Origin of the sequence: Thiomicrorhabdus chilensis DSM 12352 (assembly GCF_000483485.1) — a bacterium.
Lineage (GTDB): Bacteria > Pseudomonadota > Gammaproteobacteria > Thiomicrospirales > Thiomicrospiraceae > Thiomicrorhabdus > Thiomicrorhabdus chilensis.
This window is the reverse complement of sequence record NZ_KI519609.1, coordinates 494,191-514,765: the sequence shown is the minus strand read 5'-3', so window position 1 is coordinate 514,765 and position 20,575 is coordinate 494,191. Positions and strand designations below refer to the sequence as shown.

The 20,575-nt window shown below is 48.9% G+C and carries 24 protein-coding genes and 1 tRNA gene; 6 read left to right on the top strand and 19 right to left on the bottom strand.

Going from position 1 to position 20,575, the window contains the following annotated elements; genetic code table 11:
- The first annotated feature begins 53 nt into the window (after nucleotides 1-53).
- Nucleotides 54-521, top strand: a complete 468-nt coding sequence (locus B076_RS0102465) for a hypothetical protein (protein WP_038150358.1) — start codon at nucleotides 54-56, stop codon at nucleotides 519-521.
- 116 nt (nucleotides 522-637) lie between these two features.
- Here the strand turns inward: B076_RS0102465 and B076_RS0102460 are convergent, their stop codons facing one another.
- From B076_RS0102460 to B076_RS0102415, 10 genes are all read right to left on the bottom strand, one after another.
- Nucleotides 638-1,429 carry a DUF3379 family protein gene (locus B076_RS0102460; protein WP_028485905.1) on the bottom strand — a complete coding sequence of 264 codons (792 nt, stop codon included), beginning with the start codon at nucleotides 1,427-1,429 and terminating at the stop codon, nucleotides 638-640.
- Nucleotides 1,426-1,956 (bottom strand): sigma-70 family RNA polymerase sigma factor, encoded by a 531-nt coding sequence (locus B076_RS11900; protein ID WP_038150356.1) that lies wholly within the window; start codon nucleotides 1,954-1,956, stop codon nucleotides 1,426-1,428. The genes B076_RS0102460 and B076_RS11900 overlap by 4 nt, the downstream gene beginning before the upstream one ends.
- 100 nt (nucleotides 1,957-2,056) lie before the next feature.
- A complete protein-coding gene (locus tag B076_RS11895) occupies nucleotides 2,057-2,890 on the bottom strand; it encodes an ATP-binding cassette domain-containing protein (protein ID WP_084205686.1) in 834 nt (277 codons plus the stop codon).
- Nucleotides 2,887-3,876, bottom strand: coding sequence for a FecCD family ABC transporter permease (locus tag B076_RS0102445; protein ID WP_051347130.1), 990 nt, complete (start codon nucleotides 3,874-3,876; stop codon nucleotides 2,887-2,889). Before B076_RS0102445 ends, B076_RS11895 begins: the two co-directional genes overlap by 4 nt.
- Nucleotides 3,873-4,751: a YihY family inner membrane protein gene (locus B076_RS11890; protein WP_084205684.1), complete on the bottom strand. Its 879-nt coding sequence runs from the start codon at nucleotides 4,749-4,751 to the stop codon at nucleotides 3,873-3,875. The genes B076_RS0102445 and B076_RS11890 overlap by 4 nt, the downstream gene beginning before the upstream one ends.
- Nucleotides 4,752-4,857: 106 nt before the next feature.
- Nucleotides 4,858-5,646 (bottom strand): HvfC family RiPP maturation protein, encoded by a 789-nt coding sequence (locus B076_RS11885; protein ID WP_051347128.1) that lies wholly within the window; start codon nucleotides 5,644-5,646, stop codon nucleotides 4,858-4,860.
- Entirely contained in the window at nucleotides 5,636-6,490 is an 855-nt protein-coding gene (locus B076_RS0102430) for an HvfB family MNIO-type RiPP peptide maturase (RefSeq protein ID WP_028485903.1), read from the bottom strand. Before B076_RS0102430 ends, B076_RS11885 begins: the two co-directional genes overlap by 11 nt.
- Nucleotides 6,491-6,620: 130 nt before the next feature.
- Nucleotides 6,621-6,932, bottom strand: coding sequence for an HvfA family oxazolone/thioamide-modified RiPP metallophore (locus tag B076_RS0102425; protein WP_211230174.1), 312 nt, complete (start codon nucleotides 6,930-6,932; stop codon nucleotides 6,621-6,623).
- A 281-nt stretch (nucleotides 6,933-7,213) separates the two neighbouring features.
- Nucleotides 7,214-7,768, bottom strand: a complete 555-nt coding sequence (locus B076_RS0102420; RefSeq protein WP_028485901.1) for a DJ-1 family glyoxalase III — start codon at nucleotides 7,766-7,768, stop codon at nucleotides 7,214-7,216.
- A 58-nt stretch (nucleotides 7,769-7,826) separates the two neighbouring features.
- Nucleotides 7,827-9,158, bottom strand: a complete 1,332-nt coding sequence (locus B076_RS0102415) for a S41 family peptidase (RefSeq protein ID WP_038150354.1) — start codon at nucleotides 9,156-9,158, stop codon at nucleotides 7,827-7,829.
- Between the two features lie 199 nt (nucleotides 9,159-9,357).
- Here B076_RS0102415 and B076_RS0102410 point away from each other — a divergent pair, with 199 nt between their 5' ends.
- The gene (locus B076_RS0102410; RefSeq protein ID WP_407635172.1) at nucleotides 9,358-9,684 is read left to right on the top strand and encodes an ArsR/SmtB family transcription factor; all 327 of its coding nucleotides are present in this window, start codon (nucleotides 9,358-9,360) and stop codon (nucleotides 9,682-9,684) included.
- A 24-nt stretch (nucleotides 9,685-9,708) separates the two neighbouring features.
- On the opposite strand, the gene B076_RS11880 is transcribed toward B076_RS0102410, so the two are convergent.
- Nucleotides 9,709-10,467 carry a putative metalloprotease CJM1_0395 family protein gene (locus tag B076_RS11880; protein ID WP_051347127.1) on the bottom strand — a complete coding sequence of 253 codons (759 nt, stop codon included), beginning with the start codon at nucleotides 10,465-10,467 and terminating at the stop codon, nucleotides 9,709-9,711.
- Nucleotides 10,468-10,700: 233 nt separating this feature from the next.
- On the opposite strand from B076_RS11880, the gene B076_RS0102400 reads away from it, so the two are divergent.
- Nucleotides 10,701-11,561, top strand: coding sequence for an HDOD domain-containing protein (locus B076_RS0102400; protein WP_028485898.1), 861 nt, complete (start codon nucleotides 10,701-10,703; stop codon nucleotides 11,559-11,561).
- 1 nt (nucleotide 11,562) lies between these two features.
- Nucleotides 11,563-12,264, top strand: coding sequence for a hypothetical protein (locus B076_RS0102395; protein ID WP_028485897.1), 702 nt, complete (start codon nucleotides 11,563-11,565; stop codon nucleotides 12,262-12,264).
- A gap of 17 nt (nucleotides 12,265-12,281) precedes the next feature.
- On the opposite strand, the gene B076_RS0102390 is transcribed toward B076_RS0102395, so the two are convergent.
- The 5 genes from B076_RS0102390 to rpsU all read right to left on the bottom strand — a co-directional run bounded on the left by B076_RS0102390 (nucleotide 12,282) and on the right by rpsU (nucleotide 16,992).
- A tRNA-Ile gene (locus B076_RS0102390) sits at nucleotides 12,282-12,358 on the bottom strand.
- 122 nt (nucleotides 12,359-12,480) lie between these two features.
- Nucleotides 12,481-14,265, bottom strand: a complete 1,785-nt coding sequence (gene rpoD, locus B076_RS0102385; RefSeq protein ID WP_028485896.1) for an RNA polymerase sigma factor RpoD — start codon at nucleotides 14,263-14,265, stop codon at nucleotides 12,481-12,483.
- 160 nt (nucleotides 14,266-14,425) lie between these two features.
- Nucleotides 14,426-16,198 (bottom strand): DNA primase, encoded by a 1,773-nt coding sequence (gene dnaG, locus B076_RS0102380; protein WP_028485895.1) that lies wholly within the window; start codon nucleotides 16,196-16,198, stop codon nucleotides 14,426-14,428.
- A 114-nt stretch (nucleotides 16,199-16,312) separates the two neighbouring features.
- Nucleotides 16,313-16,762: a GatB/YqeY domain-containing protein gene (locus tag B076_RS0102375; RefSeq protein WP_028485894.1), complete on the bottom strand. Its 450-nt coding sequence runs from the start codon at nucleotides 16,760-16,762 to the stop codon at nucleotides 16,313-16,315.
- Nucleotides 16,763-16,776: 14 nt separating this feature from the next.
- The gene (gene rpsU, locus B076_RS0102370; protein ID WP_028485893.1) at nucleotides 16,777-16,992 is read right to left on the bottom strand and encodes a 30S ribosomal protein S21; all 216 of its coding nucleotides are present in this window, start codon (nucleotides 16,990-16,992) and stop codon (nucleotides 16,777-16,779) included.
- Between the two features lie 172 nt (nucleotides 16,993-17,164).
- Here rpsU and tsaD point away from each other — a divergent pair, with 172 nt between their 5' ends.
- Nucleotides 17,165-18,202, top strand: coding sequence for a tRNA (adenosine(37)-N6)-threonylcarbamoyltransferase complex transferase subunit TsaD (gene tsaD / locus B076_RS0102365; RefSeq protein ID WP_028485892.1), 1,038 nt, complete (start codon nucleotides 17,165-17,167; stop codon nucleotides 18,200-18,202).
- 89 nt (nucleotides 18,203-18,291) lie between these two features.
- Here tsaD and plsY read toward each other — a convergent pair whose 3' ends face one another.
- Complete coding sequence (gene plsY / locus B076_RS0102360; RefSeq protein ID WP_028485891.1) at nucleotides 18,292-18,909, bottom strand: glycerol-3-phosphate 1-O-acyltransferase PlsY; 618 nt, start codon at nucleotides 18,907-18,909, stop codon at nucleotides 18,292-18,294.
- A 147-nt stretch (nucleotides 18,910-19,056) separates the two neighbouring features.
- Between plsY and folB the strand changes: the two genes are divergently transcribed.
- Complete coding sequence (gene folB / locus B076_RS0102355) at nucleotides 19,057-19,413, top strand: dihydroneopterin aldolase (RefSeq protein ID WP_028485890.1); 357 nt, start codon at nucleotides 19,057-19,059, stop codon at nucleotides 19,411-19,413.
- A 25-nt stretch (nucleotides 19,414-19,438) separates the two neighbouring features.
- On the opposite strand, the gene B076_RS0102350 is transcribed toward folB, so the two are convergent.
- Nucleotides 19,439-19,900 carry a FliG C-terminal domain-containing protein gene (locus B076_RS0102350; RefSeq protein ID WP_028485889.1) on the bottom strand — a complete coding sequence of 154 codons (462 nt, stop codon included), beginning with the start codon at nucleotides 19,898-19,900 and terminating at the stop codon, nucleotides 19,439-19,441.
- Between the two features lie 31 nt (nucleotides 19,901-19,931).
- The gene (locus B076_RS0102345) at nucleotides 19,932-20,396 is read right to left on the bottom strand and encodes a FliG C-terminal domain-containing protein (RefSeq protein WP_028485888.1); all 465 of its coding nucleotides are present in this window, start codon (nucleotides 20,394-20,396) and stop codon (nucleotides 19,932-19,934) included.
- Between the last annotated feature and the right edge of the window lie 179 nt (nucleotides 20,397-20,575).

Sequence of the window (20,575 nt, the reverse complement as noted above, 5' to 3'; positions counted from 1 at the left end):
ATTCCATTATGGGCTTCATAATGAATGGCACACCCATTTCCTTAGGAAAGGCTATGCTTAAAAAACTGTTCTCCGGCATCGGCAACCTGCTCTATTTAGTTGCCATCCTGCTGTTGTTCTCCATCGCCCTGATTCTGATGTTGCATTCGGTCTGGCAGATCATTATCGACTTTTCGTCCACCGAACTGTTTATCCAGAACATGTTGCAGGCCATTGGCGCAACCATCGTCGCCATCGCTTTGATTGATGTCGCCAAATACCTGGTGGAGGAAGAATTGTTCCGCAAACGTGAATTGCGCTCGCCCGAGGAAGCCCGAAAAACCCTGACCAAAATCATCACCATCCTGATCATCGCCATCGGTCTGGAAGGCCTGGTCTATATTTTCAAAGCGGGCATGACGGATCTGAGTCAGCTTATCTATCCGGCATTGCTGTTTATCTCGGCCACCTTCGCCCTAATCGCACTGGGGCTTTATCAGAAACTGAGTGTCAATACCGAGAGTAAAACCAATGATGGCTAAAAAAACATAAAACCTAAAGCCCGGTAAAACTAGCAAACAACCTTTAAGCAAGACAAAACCAACAGGCCTGTTGGTTTTGTGTGTTTACTCAAAAAATCAGAATTTTCAGAAAAGCATTAACCGAAACGAACCGCCTTGAAAAAACGGGCTTGAGCCAAAGCAAGCTGCTCCATGCTGTTGCCGATAATCGCCACCATGCCGCCTTTCACCGGAATCAACTCCCCGCTGTAGCCTCCGGCACGGAAGGCCTCAATCGCGGCCAGTTTCTGGCCGGGCATCACAATCACCGTCACCGGACCGGTTTCCTCCTGCATGACAATATGCAGGCCGAGACGACCTTCGATCTCACACTCCCCGGCGTAACTCATCGAATCGATCGGTTCTTTCAGGCTCGCCCCCACCGAAGCGAACAAACTTTGCAGTTGCTCCGGGCTATGTGGCGGGGTTTGCGCGAGCATTAGACTGGGATCGGCTTCGATATGCTCCAGAATATGCACCACCATCGCATCACCGGAAATAGGTCTTTCGCCAAAAGGGAGCGGTTTCCACGGCCCGAGAACCAGCAACGCAACCAACAGGCTTGCGGCCAAACCGGTTCCAAAATAAGACCACGGCAACCAGGCAGATGCCACCTCAGAAGGCTGCTTAGGTTCGGAATCTCGGCCCAAGGGTTTTGCCGTCGACTCGTTATTTTCATGCAAATTCTGGTAACTCTGGTTCAGCAGAATTCTTGCCTGCAAGCCTTCCGGTGCCTCAATATGCAAAGCCTCTTGAATGCGCTGATCCACCAAACGGAAATGTTTAAGAATCTGTTCCTGATCGGGGTTATCCTTTAAAAAAGCCAACATCTCCTCATCCAAATCCGTTGGGTTTTCTAACAGTCGTTTGCGAAAATCAAATTCATTCATTTTTTCATTGTCCCTGTATCCGCCGCAGAAGGCGTCTCGCTTTCAAGGTTCATAATTTGTTTAAGTTGCTGACGTGCACGGAATAGACGGGTATTGACGGTGGCCAACTTCAAGTTGAGCTGGGTGGCGATTTCCTCACCGCTGAACCCCCAAAGAATCTGCAACACCATCGGCTCGCGGTAATCGTCGGGCAAGGCCATAATGGCTTGCCTTAACTCACGTTGTTCGAGGCTTAATGACGGGTCATGCCGTCCCTCATCCGAAGCCAGACTCTCTTCTATCTCGACCCATTTGGGCTGAAACTTCTCGTACATCCGCGCATTTTCATTACGCAGAATGGTGATCAGCCACGCCTTGGCCGCTTTGTCATCATGGAGTTTATCCAGAGCTTTCCAAGCTCGGGAAAAGGTTTCCTGCACCAAGTCCTCGGCCACGGAAGGCTGTTTGCATAACCAATAGGCATAACGATACAAATCGCTACTGTATGCGTTGACCAGCTGTTCAAAAAAACGCTGTTTATTTTTCATATAGACCGATTCACCCTATCTGACTCAAACGCTGATCCAAACCAAAACCAACGGCACTCATTTACAAGACCGGAAGTCCGCCAAAAAATTCCAGAGAAATTTAGCTAAGCTGCGGAAAAATCATCGTAGAAACGCTATCTTCACTTTGCAGAACCCTGACTGAGACACCCAAAACCGATTCGATATTCTCGGGCGTCATCACCTCTGGCACCGAGCCATAGGTGAACACCCGCCCCTGTTTAAGCATCATACAGTCATCGGCCCACTGCATAATCTGATTCAGGTCATGCAAAATCATGACCACACTCAACCCTTGCTTGACCCATTGACGCAACAAAGCACTCAATCTCACCTGATGTTTCAGATCCAACCCGTCCGACCATTCATCTAAAAAAAGCCATTTACCGGCAAAGGCCTGACTGGTGTCGGGATTTTTGGGCCAGATCTGTGCCAGCACTCTCGCCAAATGCGCCCGCTGCTGCTCGCCACCTGACAGGCTCAAGTAATCCCGCTTGGCCAAGTGCACCAAATCACAGGCCTGGAGAATGGCCTGCATGGCGATAGCGCGACTGTCAGACGACCAATGCTGAACATCAAAGCCCAAACCGACCAGCTGCTCCACCTGAAACGCAAACACCAATGATGGATTCTGCGGTAAGACGGCTCGGCGAAGCGCTAATTCACGGTAACTCAAAGATTGCAAATCATGACCCGCCAACACCACCCTGCCCGAACTGGCCGGCCGCTCTTTGGTCAAACAACGCAACAGGGTCGATTTTCCGGCACCGTTCTGGCCTAAGATGGCATGTATCCTCCCGGCCTCAAAACGGCCACTGGCCTCGCTTAACAGGGTTGCTCCCTCTACGCGGTAATGCAGTTCCTCAAACACCAGTGCGTTATCCGTCTGCTGAGTTGGCGTCATTTCTGAGCTCATACCCCCACCTCACGACGCTTCAACAGCATCAGCAAAAAGAAGGGGCCGCCAAGCAACGCCATCAACAATCCGATCGGCAATTCGGCTGGTTGCACAACCGAACGCGCCAACCAGTCGGCCGATACCAATAAAAGCGCGCCTCCCAAAGCACTTAACGGGATCAACTGACGGTGATCCGGCCCGACCCATAGGCGCACCATATGCGGCACCATCAAACCGACAAAGCCGATGATTCCCACCAGTGCCACCGACACGCCCACCAACACTGCGCTAGCCGTCATAACCTGCCATTTTAGAGACTGCACCGCATAGCCCATATGCAGGCAGCTTTGCTCGCCCAACAATAAGGCATTCAGTGGGTGGCGCAAGCGGTACAACACGGCCAAAGCCAGCAAAGTTACGCTTCCAAGCAAAGCGATGCCGTCCCACGAAACCCCGGATAAGGAGCCCATCATCCAGAAAATCACCGAACGCAATTGCACATCGCTGGACACGCTGATCAGCAGTCCGGTCAAAGCCCCGGCCACCGCATTGATGGCCACCCCCGCCAACAACATCAAGGCCACATCGGTATGCCCTTTTGAGGTGGCGATCAGGTAAATCAACAGCGTCACGCCGGCGGCCAACGCAAAAGCCGACAGGCTCATTTGCCAACTCAGCACCTCGCCCCACAAGGCTCCGCCCAACACAATCACCATCACCGCACCCAGCGCGGCTCCGCTGGACACGCCAATCAGCCCGGGCTCGGCCAACGGATTACGAAACAGGGCCTGCAAAGCCACACCGGAAACTGCCAAACCGGCTCCCACCAGAGCAGCCATGACAATGCGCGGCATGCGAATCTCCCAAAATACCAAAGACTGCTGTTCCGACAGGCCTGTCCAAAAGTCGATCAAGGACAAATTCACACTGCCGGACTGCAGGCTCAAAACCATAACCGACACTAAAATAATCGAGAGCAGACTCATTCTCAGCGCAGCTGTCATTCCGTTTGCTCCGGCGTTTTTTTCAACAACCTGGCAGGATGATAACGTTGGTTCAATACCGCCACCACGGCTCCGTTCCAGATAACAATCACCCACATCAGATAAAGCCACAACAGAAACAGAGGCACTGCGGCAAAGGCACCATAAATGAGATTATAAGAGGGAAACCATTGCACATAGAGCGCAAAGCCCTCTTTCAACAGCTCCAACTGCAAAGTGGCCAACAGCCCCCCTATCATTGCCGCTTTAGTGCTGACAGGGTAATGCGGCACAAATTTGTACAAAGCCGTGAAGCCTAAAAAAGCAAACACAAAAGGCAACAGGCTGATGCCGAAGGTGAGTTTTTGCAGCAGCGGATAGGTTTCTTCAAGCAAAGGAACCGCCAACAGGTAAGAGCTGGTCAGCAGACTGAGACCAAGCAGAATCGGTCCCAGTAGGCTAATACCCAAATAGTGCAGCAAACTCACCCACCAACGTCTTCTGCGTGCATTGGGCCAAAGGCCATTAAGTTTGTCGTCCACTTTCCACAACAGCATAATGGTGGTAATGAACATCACAATCAAACCTGGCCCCTTCAGATTCACCGCCTGCTGGGAAAACGTCACCAAATAAGATTCAATTACCGGCTGGGAAGAAGGCATCAAATTGTGCACCACCTGCTCCATCACCAGGGATTCAAAATCCGCAAAATAAGAAGAGACCGAAAACAGACTCAACATCACCGCCAACATCGGCACAATGCCCAATAACGAGGTATAAGCCAAGATGCCCGCCGCATCCGTGCCTTTGCGTTTAATAAAATGAATGACCACGCGTTTCCAGAACATCCAGTGCCAAATCGCGTCTTCCATATTATGTTGGGTGCTTGTCGTCATGATTTAGAATTTTGCCAAAAGAGAGTGGGGGCAAGGCGACCTTGGGCGCTTGCAACAGACTCTCGGGTTATTTAAAAGGATCGGTGTTTATGATACCGCATCCTTTTTAAGGCTGAACAGAATGAAGCGGATAAACAATGTCCATATCGATGAATTGTTGCAGGGTTTGCTCAGCAAAACTCAACAAAGTTTCCAGATCGGCCTCCAGCTCATCCACAACAGACATCAATGCCTGCTCGGCACTCGTACTGTCTTCCAACCGAGTCAGCCATTGATATAACAAAGGCGAGATTTCCATGAATTCGACCTCATAATCGGCATTTCTGAAGACCAACAGCGTAGCCGGTTGTTCAAGTGGCTGCGCGGGCTGATAATCAACGGAAATCTGAGCCACCGGCCATTGGTAAGCCAAAGGCCAGGCAAGCGCTGAAAGCCCATAAGCCTGTTTTAAATCAGCCCGAGTGTTCGGCGCATTCTCCACGCTTTCGGCCTCTGCAATTTCCAGTGCCAGTTCAACCCATTCATAATGCGCCAGCTCCAGCAAAAATGCCGGATCCCCCGCCCGGGCTTCATAATCCGAATTCAGAAACGCCAAAAACTCCTCACCCAATCGATGGAACAAGGGGGTTCTGGCGCGATGTTTGAGCATGTATTCACGAAGCAATTGCTGCCAACGCATCTCTCCCATAACCTGCTGGCAAACCGGAAACAAGTGGCTGAAAAAACTGTCGATATTGTTGAAGAACAACGACTCATAGACCTTCAATCGTCGAGCTTCGATGGCTGGTTCTCCTGCAGGAGCATAAGCCTTTTGGGGATTGCGGATGTGTTGCGCAAACTCCATCTGCAGCTTCTGAAAGTGCGGTTGCGTTTGAGATAGAGTCTTATCCGACACCTTCCGCCCTCTTTTTATTAAGTACACGTTCCTGGCAGTGACGGATCTGTTCGACCTCGCGCATCAGTTCGTCCATGGGGGGAATATTAAAATCCCGCTCCAATAAGGTCGGAATCACACCGTGCCGCTGGTAGGTCTGTTCAAGCAGCTCCCATACCTCCTGCTTGACGGGCTGACCATGCGTATCAATCTTGAGGTCTTCCGCCTCATCGAAATGGCCAGCCATGTGCAGGTAAACGATGCGATCGCTTGGCATGGAATCCATGTAGTTGTAGGCCGAATAACCGTGGTTGATGGAATTGACATAGGTGTTGTTAACGTCAAACAGCAAATCACAATCCGCCTCTTCAAGCACGGCGGTCACAAATTGCTGCTCGGTCATCTCCTGGGAAGGCATGGCATAGAACGAGACGTTTTCGATGCCTATTTTACGTTCCAGAATGTCCTGAACCCGACGGATACGCGAGGCTACATAGTGTACCGCCTCTTCCGTGAAAGGAATCGGCATCAAATCATACAGGTGCCCACTGTCACCGCAATAACTCAAATGCTCGGTATAGGCACGAATCTGATGCTGATCGAAAAACGTTTTCAATTCACGGACATAGTCTTCATCCAGTGGATGCGGACCGCCCAAGTCAAGAGACAAACCGTGGCACAAAAACGGCCAGCGTTCAGTCAAAGTCCTCAGCTGCTTGCCCTGTCTTCCACCAAAATGCAGCCAATTCTCGGGAGCGATTTCCATAAAATCGATGGCCAAATCCGGTGTATTAAGAATCTCATCGAAAAAGTCGCGCCTTAATCCGAGCCCGACCCCTTCGACAGGATAGTGTCTGTGATGCATAGTGTTTCTTCTTTTTTAAAATGAGCAGGCCTGGTTAGGTGACTAAAAAATACAAATAAAAAAGCCACCGATAAGCGGTGGCTTTTGCTCACTTAAAGGCAAAATTCAAGCGCCCGTATCGAATATGGAACTAGCTGTTGCCACCACACTTGCCTTCCTTGGCTTTCTCTTTCAGTTTTTCTTTGGCCTTGTCGCCGCCGCACTTGCCTTCACCGCATTTACCCTCTTTGGCTTTCTCTTTCAGTTTTTCTTTAGCCTTATCGCCGCCGCATTTACCTTCACCATTCTTACCTTCCATGTGGTTATCGGCCAATTGCGTATAGCCAGATTCCATCTTTGCAAAAGAAAAAGGGTTTTCGGCGGCAGAAGCCACTCCAGTGGCGGCCACCGCTGAAGCACCCGCGAGTTTCAAAAAATCACGACGTGTTTGTTTTTTCATCATTATTCTCCAAATAGTATCCACACAAAATTAAGTCCTCAATTACAAGACCTATCGCCTGAGTTTTTATTTCATTTTATGGCGTTTTTTTGCAAACCGCCCAAACGAGCGGGACATTTCATTAAGCGAATCCATGAATTTATCCAAGCCGTCAAGACAGGTTGCGACTTCCAGTTTAATTCATGATGAATCAATCGGTTAGACAATTAATTTTGAGCATCAATACATGGAGTTTATTACCCGAGCCAATTTGGACAAACCACCGCAAAGCGTTTTCCTGACTTTTAAATTCTTTGCAGGCCTTGTTCAACCTCATTGCGTTTAGCTTGACCTTCCAACCTTTCAATCAAGGTCAAGGCAAAGTCCATTGCCGTGCCCGGCCCCTTGGAGGTGATGATGCGCCCGTCCTCGACAACTGCTTGATCCAGATACTCCATTCCTGGAGCTGGATTTTGCCCTAAAGCGCCAGGAAAGCTGGTGACCTGTTTATTGTCCAACAATCCGGCCTTCACCAAGACTTTTGGCGCAGCACAAATCGCGGCCACATACCCTCCTTGTTCTGCGGTACTTTTTAGTAACTTAAGGATTCTGTCGTCTTGTTGAAGATAGTCCGCACCCGGCAATCCGCCGGGCAAAGCGATTAGGTCGAACGTCTGATCCTTAACGGCATCCAAAGTGGTCTGGGCAACCAGCTGTACGCCTCGGCTAGCGGTAATCACTCTTTCAGCGTCCAAACTGGCCGTTGTGACCTCGATTCCCGCACGCACCAGCAAGTCGATGATGGTGACCGCCTCCAACTCCTCACAGCCTTGTGCCAAAGGCACCAATACTTTTGACATGGTTTTACCTCCCTAAACAAAAAAGCCACTGCAAACAGTGGCTCCATTTTAATTTGAGTTATTTCATTTTCTGAGCCAGGCTCATGGTTTTGAGCACCCTCACGGCTTCATTCAACTCATAATCTTTTTCGAGCAAACGATCAATTTCTTCACTGTCCTTTTGCTCTTCAGATTCCGTTGAGTCATCGGTTTCGCTGGCACCATTGCCATTCTCAAGATGGCCGGAGAGGTCTTTTTCTTTGACATTGCTCAGCTCAGAAGCCTGAAGTTTTTCAACCTTGACCAAATCAACTTCAATATCCGGCTTAATGCCTTCCGCCTGAATCGAACGCCCAAGAGGGGTAAAGTATCGAGCCGTGGTGACTTTAATAGCCGCACCATTGTTCAACGGCAACAACGTTTGCACTGAACCCTTACCAAAACTGGTTCGACCGACCACGATGGCTCGCAACTGGTCTTGCAAAGCACCGGCGACGATTTCGGAGGCTGAAGCGGATCCTTCGTTAATCAGAACCACGATCGGCTTACCATTGAGCACATCACCTTTTTCAGCCTCAAAACGCATTTTCGAGTTTTTGATTCGACCTTCGGTATAGACAATCAAACCCTCTTCCAAAAATGCATCGGACACCTGAACTGCGGCTGTTAAAACGCCCCCCGGATTGTTACGTAAATCCAAAATCAGGCCATTGATGGGTTCCTTGTTCTGCTCATCCAGCTTGTTAATGGCCTTCACCAGATCTTGCCCGGTACGGATTTGGAACTGGCTGATGCGCACATAACCGATGCCGTCCTTAAGCATTTTCTGTTTGATGCTTTTCACTTTGATGACCGCACGTGTAATCGTCAGGGTCAGCGGAGCATCTTCGCCTTTTCTGACAATGGTCAGTTTCAACTTGGTTCCTGGCTTGCCGCGCATGATATCCACAGCTTCACTTAAGGTTTTACCCTTAACTGGCTCATCCCCGAGTTTAACGATCAAATCCCCAGCCTTGACGCCCGCCTTTTCTGCCGGGGTATCGTCAATCGGTGAAATGACCTTAACAAATCCGTCTTCCATGCCGACTTCCATGCCCAAACCACCAAACTCACCCTTAGTGTGTTCTTCCATTTCCTTGAAGTTTTTGGGTGGCAAATAAGAGGAGTGGGGATCCAGACTCGATAACATACCGCTGATCGCCCCCTCAAGCAGGTCCTTTTCATTGACTTCATCAACGTAATCGCTGGAAACGCGTTCAAACACTTCCGCAAACGCACGCAACTCCTGCAGCGGCAATACCAACTTCTCCTGTTGACTGGCCACTTCACTTTGGGTGTCATCTTGTGCTTTATCCGCCATAACACTGGATGTCACAACAATAAACGCCCCCAACAAGGCACCAATTCCCATCCAGGTTGCTTTTTTATATGCCGCTATTCTCACTTGCGTCTCCAATTTTTTGAAAGCCGGAACCCTTCTTGCTGATTCCTAAAACTTACTCTAGACCAAAAATATTTAGTTCATTATAAATTAACTTTTCGTGACATAGAGTCCGGTTTTCATTAAAATCCATAATATTAAATACTTAATAATATCTTTATACAGTGAAATGGTGAAATCTAATATGCAGGAAAACGTACCATTTGAGATGAAAGAAGACAACATCAACAAGGCGTCTAAAGCACTCAAAGCCATGGGGCATCCGCTTCGACTTAAAATTCTATGCGTTATCGGCGAACAGGAACTGCCGGTCATGGACATCGTTGCCAAGGTAGGCACGACCCAAAGCAACATCTCCCAACACATAGACATCCTGCGTGAAAAAGAGATCATCACCTCCCGTCGCGAAGGCAGTAAAATTCTTTGCAAGGTGCGGGATAGAAATATCCTCAAACTGATGGGCGCGATGCAAGAGACTTTCTGTCCGGTCAACTAAGGTACAGCAAAAGCATTGCATACATTAAGTCTGATACTGCAAAGAGAGCCTCAGGTTAAATTCCTGGCGTTGCCCCTGTAAAACTCGATTCTCTGCGGCCAAAGGCATTAAAGACAAGGGTTCTGAAATGCTACCGTTCATTTCGTCCCCTTGTTCCTTTACTGGTTTAGATTGCTGGAGATTGTCCGTACCGCTTTGATTCTCTTGTTCAGTTGTTTGGGCACTCAATTCCATTCTTGCCTGCATCGCCATCTGCACCGCCAAACTCGCTACCCTCATATCCTGACTGGAGGGCTCGGCAGGTGCCAAGGCCGCACGCTGAACCACCATCGCTTTTTGCAATGTCGCCTGCGGATCCCCGGCAACAGGAGAAGTATCGATACCTACCTCACCGCCTATGGCATAACGCTGGCCATCGGGACCAACCTGATAGACATAAGAAGCGCCACCGGTAGCATAAGCGCCCGCAACACTTAAATGCGCCCTCTCGTGCGCTCGTACTTGGGCATCCCTTGATTTCAGTTGATTAATGACTTGCTGAACCGCTTCCGCAGGATCCTGGGTAGAATTCAACGAAGAGTTGCTTGGCTCGATTCGGGAATTATTCGTCTCAGAGGAAGAGGCTCTCGAATCTGAAGAAGGACTGACTTGAGTACGAGTTGGATCTACAACGGCAACAGCGGGTTGTGTTGGTAAGCTTTGGTTCTTCGCAAACACTGAAGCCTGCGTTTTGAACGCAACACCAGAAAAAGCAGCAGAGTCATTAATATTGGCGCTGATCATGTTGATTTACTCAAATTCCAACCATGAGACAATATTAACAAATTCGCAAAAAAACTTCAAAAAAGCTTATAAATCAACCCGCTAAGGAGTAACACATAGCTTACCGAAAGCCTACAATCAACTCATGCACTAAAAAAAGCAACTGAATAAGAAGAAATACTAACTGAATTTTGCCAAGCTTGCGTATAAACTAGGTATATTGCAAAAAAGCAATGTTACTTTGGGCAGGATTCATGCAAGCAAAACTGAGCAGGGCATCACAGATCATCGAAATGACTGGCATTCCTAGCGTTCCCGAAGAACTCGTTCTCCTGCAAGATGAACTCAATAAAAAATACCCAAATACCGTTACCATTGCCAACCTGATCGCTCGCAACCCCGAATTGCTCGGCGACTTCCTTTCTTTGGTCAACACCAATGTCACCAACGAAAAAACCGAAATCAGGGACGCTAAAGCCGCCGTCAATGCGCTGGGACTGAATGAAATCTACAATCTGTTCATGGCCAGCAGCCTGACCCAGACCATCGCGCAGAATACACTGGAAAAAGAGATCATGCTGCATGGAGCACAAGCTGGTTTGGCAGCGGCGGAGCTCTCTTACTGGGTCTACGACGTGAGCCGCTCCGAAGCTTATATGGCGGCACTCATGCAAAACACCGGCAGCATTTTCCTGTCTCGTCTAAACCCAGAAGACTATGCCCCGTTTTTCAAAACACACCTTTCCGCACCGCTTAGCAGTTTAGATCAGGAAGAAGCCGAGTTTCAAACCACTCACATGTACTTAAGCATACTGATTGCTAAGAAATGGAATATTGCCCCTGAGCTCTACAAAGCCATTTTGATGCACCATGATCCTGATTTCATCCATAAAACCGCCAATGATTCCAAAGTGAGCCATCTGACCGCCTTGATCATGGCGTCAAACTATGCGGTCGCGATTGCGAACGATAGCCAATATCTGACTCAGGAACTCAAAAATTACCGTGATCTGGGTTTAAAGGCTTTAAATTTACCGGAAAACGCCATGAAGGCAGCAATAGCGGCTGTAACCAAATGGGGTAATTCAAAGGGCATCGCCCCTGGAGGACATTAACATGCGCCGCTTCAACCACCTAACCGCCTTGGAACACCTTCTACAGATGGACACTGCCATCTTCAAAGAAGAATTGTATTATCCCTGGTATATTCAAACCCGTGGAATACGGATCTTATCCGGCTTATTCATACTGCTTGTCGCAATCATCACCCTGGCCTTGAGTTTACTCACCGGTTTTCCTGTGATCTATATCATAGGCTCCATGGTTTTGCTGACGACCGTTCTCGGCACAGTCTACTTCGTGACCGTGCAACAATTCCGCAAAAGCGCCAAGTCTGAAGCCCTCAAACAGATAATGAAACTGGAACAGAAACAATTCATGAAAAACCTGGAACCGTTTGTTCCAAGTGACCAAAAAGCCATATCCCACCGTATCGCCACCGAAATCGACTTTTCACCCAAAGAATACATCTCCATCGCCATCTCCACCAAAAGCCGTATCATCCACAATACAGATGCTTTTGTTAAAGACATTGAACGCATGTTTTCCGATAAAAAATCCCTGCCCATCGACATGGACGATTCTGGCTACAGCGACACCCTGTTCCAGGTTCCCCAAAAGGCCAAAGAAAATTACCAAAAAATGAAAAACAGCTCAACATTCAACGATGGTTTAAGTGTACCCGAAGAAGCCAAAGCTGCCATCATCACAAAAGTAAAAGAAGCCATGAGTCGTGCCGCTTTAGGACGGGAGATGTGAGTGATTGTGCAAACTAATGGTGGGCCCTCACGGACTTGAACCGTGGACCTATCGATTATGAGTCGAGTGCTCTAACCAACTGAGCTAAGGGCCCCGAATGGGAAGTGAAAATGAACAGGCCTGCTCATTTTGCGGTGCTTATTATAGCGACAAGCACCTTATTATGAAATGATTTTATCGCCTAACCCTCAGATTGCCGGGATTAGGTCAAGCGGATTAGTCTAAGAAACTTTTCAAGCGCTCTGCGCGGCTTGGGTGACGCAACTTACGCAATGCTTTAGCTTCTATCTGACGAATACGCTCACGCGTCACATCAAACTGCTTACCAACCTCTTCCAAAGTATGATCGGTGTTCATGCTCAAACCGAAACGCATACGCAAAACCTTAGCTTCTCTTGGCGTCAAAGTACTCAACATTTCACGCACGGTCTCGCTCATGCCTTCCGCATCGGCGGCATCCTGAGGTGACAGGATATTTGAATCTTCTATGAAATCACCCAATGACGAATCTTCATCATCACCGATCGGCGTCTCCATGGAGATCGGCTCTTTGGCGATCTTCATGACCTTGCGGATCTTGTCTTCCGGCATTTCCATCTCTTCGGCTAACTCTTCAGGCGTTGGCTCGCGCCCCATTTTCTGTAGAAGCTGGCGCTGAATGCGATTGAGTTTATTGATGGTTTCGATCATATGCACCGGAATACGGATGGTACGAGCCTGGTCAGCAATCGAACGGGTGATCGCCTGACGGATCCACCAAGTGGCATAGGTCGAGAATTTGTAACCACGACGATACTCAAACTTATCGACCGCTTTCATCAGACCGATATTCCCTTCCTGAATCAAGTCCAGGAACTGTAAACCACGGTTGGTGTATTTTTTGGCAATGGAGATAACCAAACGCAAGTTGGCTTCGATCATTTCACGTTTTGCCAAACGTGCCTTGGTTTCGGCGCGGCTTAAATCTTTGTAGGTGGACTTGAAGATTGAAATCGGCATTTTTTCAGCTTTGGAAATCATCGCCAAACGTTTCTGAGCACGTTTCACATCAGCACGCACCATCTCCAGCTGTTCCGCCAAAGATGGATTTTTTTCAATTAAGCGATCCAACATCTCATAATCGGTTTCAGAACCGATAAATACCTCTAAGAACACCGGGCGGGGCACTCTGACTTGACGCATGACCTTGTCGACAATCACGCGTTCCTGCTCACGAATGCCGGCGATTTTCATTTTGATCTGCTTAATCAATCTATTTGAAAACGCTGGAGTGATTTTTACCTTTTGCAGCTGCTCAACCACCGCCTGTCTTTTCTTAAGCGCCTTAGGGTCTTCAAACCCGAGTTTCGCTTCGGCATCACGAGCCGCTTTATTAAACTTCTCTAGCCCTTTCAGGAATTCGGCCAATTCTTCAGGGTCAACGCCATCTTCCTTAGGCTCCTGATTGTCACTGTCGGGAGAAAGCTCCTCGACAGGCACATCAACCAAATCTCCAGGTCGTACAAAGCCTTGCACCACGTCGGCTACCTTACCCTCACCCTCTTCCATCTTGGCAAAGGTCGCCAGAACGTGCTCGGCAAAAATCGGATAGGTCGCCAAAGCGTCCAACATTTCACGGATACCGGACTCAATACGCTTAGCAATGTCAATCTCGCCATGACGAGTCAATAGTTCAACCGAGCCCATTTCACGCATATACATACGCACCGGATCGGTGGTACGACCAAACTCGGAATCCACTTCAGCCAAAGCAGCAATGGCGGCTTCGGCGGCGGCATCGTCAAACAACTCGCCATCTTTGGTCAGCAATTCGTCTTCGTCCGGAGCGGAATCAAACAACTGGATTCCAAAATCCTTCAAAATGGTCAGAACCTGACCTAGTTGATCCTCTTCAATATCATCGGGCAAAACATCGTTCACATCAGCATACGTTAGGAAACCTAACTCTTTAGCGCGCTCAATCAGATCAATTAACTGCTGCTTTCTTTCAACTTTTGTCATGTTTGCCTCGATACCTATTTGGAGTCCACTCTTCGCCCGCGCGCGATATGCGCATAAAAAACGGAACCGTAAATTATACTGAATTTTCTTACAAAAAACTTAAAAATCTTTAAAAAAGATTGCCTTAGTGCTTTTCCCTGGTGAAAACGCCGTCGTCCACTCACTTTTCACTGGCTAAGCTCTGCAACTTGATCATTTCGGTCAAATCCCAGCCGGAACGCCCCAACCTGTCTTCATCAATCGCCACGGCAAGCGCCACAATCGCAACATCAAATTCCGCCTTCAGAAAGGCGTCATCGTCGGGCAATTCCGACTGCTGGATCAACTCCAGCTCCGCCTGGAAGCCGTTTTGAGTCAACCAATAAAGCGCCGCATCCGCAACAAAGGAGTGCTCCATAATGCTTTTTATTGCGCCGCCTAATACTTGATAGTCACGCTGAGTGGTTTTTAAAAGGTCTTCGGCGAATTTTTCCGGAAAAAATTCTGCCCAAACCGGTCTTTTCAACAATATACGCACTAACTTTAACGGCAAGGTGACTATTTTTCTGACCCCGGAAACACCTTGTTTAGCCGGTTTAACATCCCGCTTAGCGCCGGCAAACCCAGAATAGACGTTCATCTGTTTTTCGAGTCGCCAGGTCGGCAACTCCACCAGCTTTGCCAGACCTTCCACCAACAAAAACTGGTACAACCCTTTTGCCAGCTGAATAAACGGCTGTGCCAAAGAAACCAGCTGCTGACGCCCCTCAATTGAATGCACCGGAAAATTCAAGCGGCTTTGCAGCCCTTGCAACAAGAATTCCGACAGACTTAAAGCATTGCGAATGCGGGCCTGAAATGCTTGCAAGCCCTCTTTGCGCACCATTGAATCCGGGTCTTCTCCTTCGGGTAAAAACAGGAATTTAACCGAACGCTCATTTTCCATTAAGGGAAGCGACAGCTCCATGGCTTTCCAGGCCGCTTTCAAACCTGCCTGATCTCCATCAAAGCAGAACACCACCTCATTGACCTGCCTAAAGAGCATCGCCAAGTGGTCGACGGTCGTGGCCGTGCCCAAAGTGGCCACCGCATTTCGCAAACCAAATTGCGCTAAAGCGACCACATCCATATAGCCTTCCACCACCAGGATATGATCAAACTTCTCGCGTGTCTGCCGCATTTCGTATAAGCCGTACAGCGCATAGCTTTTATGAAAAATGGGCGTTTCGGGTGAATTCAGGTATTTGGGCTGATCATCTCCCAATACCCGGCCACCAAAAGCCACAACACGTCCGCGTCCATCGCGGATCGGAAACATGATGCGATGCCGGAAACGGTCATAAAGTTTGCCACCCTCTTTTTCGACCAGCATGCCCACTTCAATCAGCTGCTGCTTGAGTTTGGCATCCGCCTGCAGACCTTTCATCAAACTGTCCCAACCGGGAGGCGCAAAGCCAATCACATAAGTCTTGGCAATTTCGGGACTTAAACCACGGTTTTTTAAATACTGTTTGGCTTCTTCGGCGGCCGGGTGATCTCGAAGCTGATGGCGATAAAACTTCGCCGCCAAATGCATCACATCATACAAATCCCGTTGCTGTTGCTGCTTTATCTGTTGCTGTTGTTGCTGCTTAGCTGAGAGTTTTTCCCTGGGAACCTCCATGCCATATTGGGCAGCCAGCGCTTCAACCGCTTCCACAAAGGATAGGCCGTCATATTCCATCAAAAACTTGATGGCATCACCGCTCGCCCCGCAACCGAAACAGTGGTAAAACTGTTTACTGGGATTCACATTGAAAGAGGGGGTTTTCTCATCATGAAAAGGACAACAGGCTTTATAGGTGGCACCGGCTTTTTTTAGAGGGACACGCTGATTTATGACCTGCACGAGGTCGGCTCGAGCCAATAAATTCTCGATAAAGGAACGCGGAATAGAACCCGTTTGACTTACCACGACTCACACCTTATCCACAGAAAAATACACACCCCTTAAAACGCAAAAAACCCGCCAATTTTTCAACTGACAGGTTTACACAGAATTGACTCAATGAGTCCAGTGATGGATAACTTAGCTCAACTTTGCTTTGATCAGCTTGCTCACCTGTCCCATATCGGCACGGCCTTGCATCTTCGGCTTCAGCAACCCCATGACCTTGCCCATGTCCTGCATGGAGCTGGCAGCAGTTTCGGTCACGGCTTGCTCAATCAGGCTATTAATTTCATCTTCCGTCAAAGCCTGAGGCATGAAGTCCTGAATCACCGTCATCTCATACGCTTCTTGCTCGGCAAGATCGGCGCGATCGGCATCAATGTATTGCTGCTGGGCATCACGGCGCTGCTTCATGGCTTTATCCAATACGGCAAGCACGGCGGCATCATCCAGCTCAATCTTCTCATCGATTTCAACTTGTTTGATTGCGGCAAGCAAAGAACGAATGACAACCAGACGTTCTTTCTCTTTTGCTTTCATAGCGGCTTTCATTGCCGCCGTCAGTTGTGCTTTCAACTCACTAGACACGAATCACTCCGCTCTTAGTACATACGAGTCGTGCGACGGTTCTCACGCGACAAACGCTTGGCTAAACGCTTAACCGCAGCCGCTTTCATGCGCTTACGCGCCCAAGTTGGCTTCTCATAAAACTCACGCTTACGAGATTCGGTTAAAACACCGGCTTTTTCACAAGCACGTTTGAAACGACGTAATGCAACGTCAAATGGTTCTGTATCTCTGATTTTTACGCTTGGCATAGTTCTACCTATTAAATTTTAGAATTCGGTTCATATCTTCCTCAGCAAGAAAAGGGAGACAGCGGAAAACGTGGAATTATAATTTTCCTATCGGTTTTTTGCAAACCTTTTTACGATAAATCACAATTATTTTGTTAGAATTCAGCCACTTTGACCGATTTGAGTAATAGCGATGACAGATTCCCTTTTAGTTTTAGGCATAGAAAGCTCGTGTGATGAGACCGGCGTCGCGCTTTACGACACCCAAAAAGGCTTAATCGCCCACACCTTATACACCCAAATCGAACTGCATGCCCAGTATGGTGGCGTGGTTCCCGAGCTGGCCTCCAGAGACCACATCCAAAAGCTGACCCCGTTGATTTTACAACTTATGAAAGAAGCTAACGTCTCTGCGCAACAGATTCAGGGCATTGCTTACACAGCCGGCCCAGGATTAATGGGGGCTCTACTGGCCGGTGCTTCAGTCGCACGAAGTCTAGCCTACGCCTGGCAGATTCCAGCCATTGGCGTACACCATATGGAAGGTCATCTGCTCGCCCCCATGCTGGAGGACAAACGTCCGCAATTCCCATTCATCTGTCTATTAATATCCGGCGGGCACAGCATGATCATTCGGGTTGACGGCATCGGTCAATACAAAGTCCTGGGCGACACTCTGGACGACGCCGCAGGAGAGGCTTTCGATAAAACCGCCAAACTGCTCGACCTGGGTTATCCCGGCGGCCCAAACGTTTCCAACTTGGCTCTGCAAGGTGACGCCAGCCGCTACAAATTCCCACGCCCCATGGTTGACCGCCCCGGTTTGGACATGAGCTTCAGCGGCCTTAAGACCTATACCTTAAATACTTGGCAGGCGGCGGTGCAAAACAACGAGGCGAGCGAACAGACCAAAGCCGATATCTGCCGGGCTTTCGAACTGGCGGTGGCCGATACTTTGAGCATCAAATGCAAACGTGCGTTGGAGCAGGAGGGCTTGAATCGTTTGGTGGTGTCGGGCGGGGTCAGCGCCAACCGTGAAATCCGTGCAAAACTCGATGCCTTAATGGCTAAACGCCACGGTAAAGCCTTTTACCCGCGTTTAGAGTTCTGTACCGACAATGGAGCCATGATTGCTTATGCGGGCGCACAACGTTTGCTCGCCGGGCAGCAAACCGACCTCAACTTCGCCACCACCCCGAGGTGGTCTCTGGAAGACTTGCCGGCCATTTAACGTCAATAAACGAAAACGGGCGAGACTCACAGTTACATTGAATTCAATCAAGAAAATGGACAGGCCTGCTCATTTTCATCAAGCGGGTTTTATTCGCTTGGGTTTCCGTTTTTCGCCTGCTTCTTTATCTGACCTTCTTCGCCTTTTAATAGACGCTGAATATTGTCTTTATGGCGCACAAACAGAATGACGGTCATCACCGCCGTACCCACCACCCAGCTGAGCTCACCCGAAATAAAATAGATGTAAACCGGTGCCAAAGCGGTCGCCACCAGAGCGGAAGCGGAAGAAATCTTGAGCACCTTGGCGACAAACAGCCAGGTTGCCGCCACCGCCAGACCGATCCAGCCGGACAAACCAAACATCACACCCAACATGGTGGCCACGCCCTTGCCACCCTTAAACCCAAAAAACAACGGATACAAATGGCCGACAAACGCCGCAAAACCGACCGCCATGATCTGCTCCGGCGTGAATCCCAACCAGTGTGCCGCCAACACCGGCAACAGGCCTTTTAAGGTATCCCCCACCAAGGTAATGGCGGCCGGCTTGTTGCCGTAGAGGCGCTTCACATTGGTGGCTCCCGGATTGCCCGAACCGCCTTGACGGGGGTCTTCAAAACCCATCAATTTGCAAACGATGATGGCGGATGAAAGCGAACCTAACACATAGGCACCGAAAATGAACATGATCGCTGTGAATTCCATAAATGACTCACCTTACTCCTTTTTGAATCGAACCGGTTATGGTTAAGATTGAATGATTTTACTAGAAGTAGATAATAGGGGTTCAGATAAATGGCTTGATGACTGTCGAGTCGCCCACCCCATAAAGGCAAAGTGCCAGGAAAATGCATGGACATCATTTTTATACAAGGATTAAAAACGCAAGCCATCATCGGCATTTACGACTGGGAACGTGAAAAGCGTCAACCGCTGATCTTTGACATCGACATGAGACTGCCGATTGGAGACGCCGCCAAAAGCGACGCCATAAAAGACACTGTGGACTATAAACAGGTTTCCGATGAAATCATACAGCTGGTAGAAGCCAGCCGCTTCGAACTGCTTGAGAGTCTGGCCGAAGCGATTTGCGAACATATTCTGAAGCAACATCGTGCCGTCACCAGCGTTCGCCTCAAGGTCAGCAAACCCCAGGCCGTCAGTGAAACCGACACGGTCGGTCTCATCATTGAACGCCACTCCGCCTGATTCAGCGCCATCAAAACGCAAACGCCTAGACGTTTTGTTGCAACTCCCGCTGCTCCTGAGCGGCTTTCTTGATCATCGGCACCAACTGCTCCATATACAGACAGGCGTGCTGAACCGTAATCTTGTCCATCGCCGCATAATCGTCTTCAAACTGTCGGCGATTCTGACGGGAAAGGTTCTTCAACACCTTCTGCAACAAAACATCCCCTTCCGCCAGCCTGACAATGGTCACCAACTGCTCCGGTGACACCTGGGGCGCAAACTTCTGGATAATACGGTCATCCACACCGCACATTTTGGTGGCCAAAACCTTATAAGCCTGATACTTCTTATCCAGCGCCGCCGCTTCCTGCTCACTGAACTGATTGAGACGCTGGTCGATCACCGTATGCAAGGCCTTGATTACCTGTGCAGACAGAGACAAGGTGACCGGCCCGATGTCCAGATAATATTCACCTTGCCCATCCCGTTTCGCTTTCACTTCCATCTTGCTGTGCCTTTATGAGTTTGCCAAAAACTTAAATGTATTGCGTATCTTCGCGAATGAATTCGATTTTACCGCTCGCCTCAAGCTCAAACATTTTTTCAATCAGATGCTTAATGGCGGCTTTCGCCTCGTCCTCAGGTGGCATGATGGCCGATTGAAGATCCGCCTGAATCTGTTTCGACAAGATCCCGCCCATATTATTCAGTACGCGCTCATTGAATTTTGGCAAATTAGCCAAAATCAACAGGTCGAGAATCGCCTTATTATCCACCTCGCTCAACACCTTTTGCAGAGCCAAGTCGTCCAACTCATCCAGTTTCAGACCAAGTTTCACATAACTTTTCAGGGTTGAATGGCTCTGACCGCTCTCCAGCGCCAGCAAATGTTCCAGCGTAATGTGAAGCAGCGCCAGGGAAAATCTGTCCATCTTCACCGAGGCGCAGCCGATATGAACTTGCCATTCATTTTCATGCAGTTTTTTAATTCCGACTTTCATAATTCTCTTCTGTGTTTAGACCCTTTGCATGGATCAAAAGATTCTAGCAACTTTTTAGCCAAACCACCCTTTTTTCAAAGCAAGCCTTTATCACAACGCACGAATTCAAATAAGCTTCACTAGTCGTTTAAGTGGCTTTGTAGCATAATACCACACACATTCAACCGAACATTCTGCGA

Coding starts and splice junctions, on each gene's coding strand:
- B076_RS0102465 (WP_038150358.1), top strand. CDS start 54: ATGCTTAAAAAACTGTTCTCCGGCATCGGCAACCTGCTCTATTTAGTT.
- B076_RS0102460 (WP_028485905.1), bottom strand. CDS start 1,429: ATGAATGAATTTGATTTTCGCAAACGACTGTTAGAAAACCCAACGGAT.
- B076_RS11900 (WP_038150356.1), bottom strand. CDS start 1,956: ATGAAAAATAAACAGCGTTTTTTTGAACAGCTGGTCAACGCATACAGT.
- B076_RS11895 (WP_084205686.1), bottom strand. CDS start 2,890: ATGAGCTCAGAAATGACGCCAACTCAGCAGACGGATAACGCACTGGTG.
- B076_RS0102445 (WP_051347130.1), bottom strand. CDS start 3,876: ATGACAGCTGCGCTGAGAATGAGTCTGCTCTCGATTATTTTAGTGTCG.
- B076_RS11890 (WP_084205684.1), bottom strand. CDS start 4,751: ATGACGACAAGCACCCAACATAATATGGAAGACGCGATTTGGCACTGG.
- B076_RS0102430 (WP_028485903.1), bottom strand. CDS start 6,490: ATGCATCACAGACACTATCCTGTCGAAGGGGTCGGGCTCGGATTAAGG.
- B076_RS0102425 (WP_211230174.1), bottom strand. CDS start 6,932: ATGATGAAAAAACAAACACGTCGTGATTTTTTGAAACTCGCGGGTGCT.
- B076_RS0102420 (WP_028485901.1), bottom strand. CDS start 7,768: ATGTCAAAAGTATTGGTGCCTTTGGCACAAGGCTGTGAGGAGTTGGAG.
- B076_RS0102415 (WP_038150354.1), bottom strand. CDS start 9,158: ATGGGAATTGGTGCCTTGTTGGGGGCGTTTATTGTTGTGACATCCAGT.
- B076_RS0102410 (WP_407635172.1), top strand. CDS start 9,358: ATGGTGAAATCTAATATGCAGGAAAACGTACCATTTGAGATGAAAGAA.
- B076_RS11880 (WP_051347127.1), bottom strand. CDS start 10,467: ATGATCAGCGCCAATATTAATGACTCTGCTGCTTTTTCTGGTGTTGCG.
- B076_RS0102400 (WP_028485898.1), top strand. CDS start 10,701: ATGCAAGCAAAACTGAGCAGGGCATCACAGATCATCGAAATGACTGGC.
- B076_RS0102395 (WP_028485897.1), top strand. CDS start 11,563: ATGCGCCGCTTCAACCACCTAACCGCCTTGGAACACCTTCTACAGATG.
- rpoD (WP_028485896.1), bottom strand. CDS start 14,265: ATGACAAAAGTTGAAAGAAAGCAGCAGTTAATTGATCTGATTGAGCGC.
- rpsU (WP_028485893.1), bottom strand. CDS start 16,992: ATGCCAAGCGTAAAAATCAGAGATACAGAACCATTTGACGTTGCATTA.
- tsaD (WP_028485892.1), top strand. CDS start 17,165: ATGACAGATTCCCTTTTAGTTTTAGGCATAGAAAGCTCGTGTGATGAG.
- plsY (WP_028485891.1), bottom strand. CDS start 18,909: ATGGAATTCACAGCGATCATGTTCATTTTCGGTGCCTATGTGTTAGGT.
- folB (WP_028485890.1), top strand. CDS start 19,057: ATGGACATCATTTTTATACAAGGATTAAAAACGCAAGCCATCATCGGC.
- B076_RS0102350 (WP_028485889.1), bottom strand. CDS start 19,900: ATGGAAGTGAAAGCGAAACGGGATGGGCAAGGTGAATATTATCTGGAC.
- B076_RS0102345 (WP_028485888.1), bottom strand. CDS start 20,396: ATGAAAGTCGGAATTAAAAAACTGCATGAAAATGAATGGCAAGTTCAT.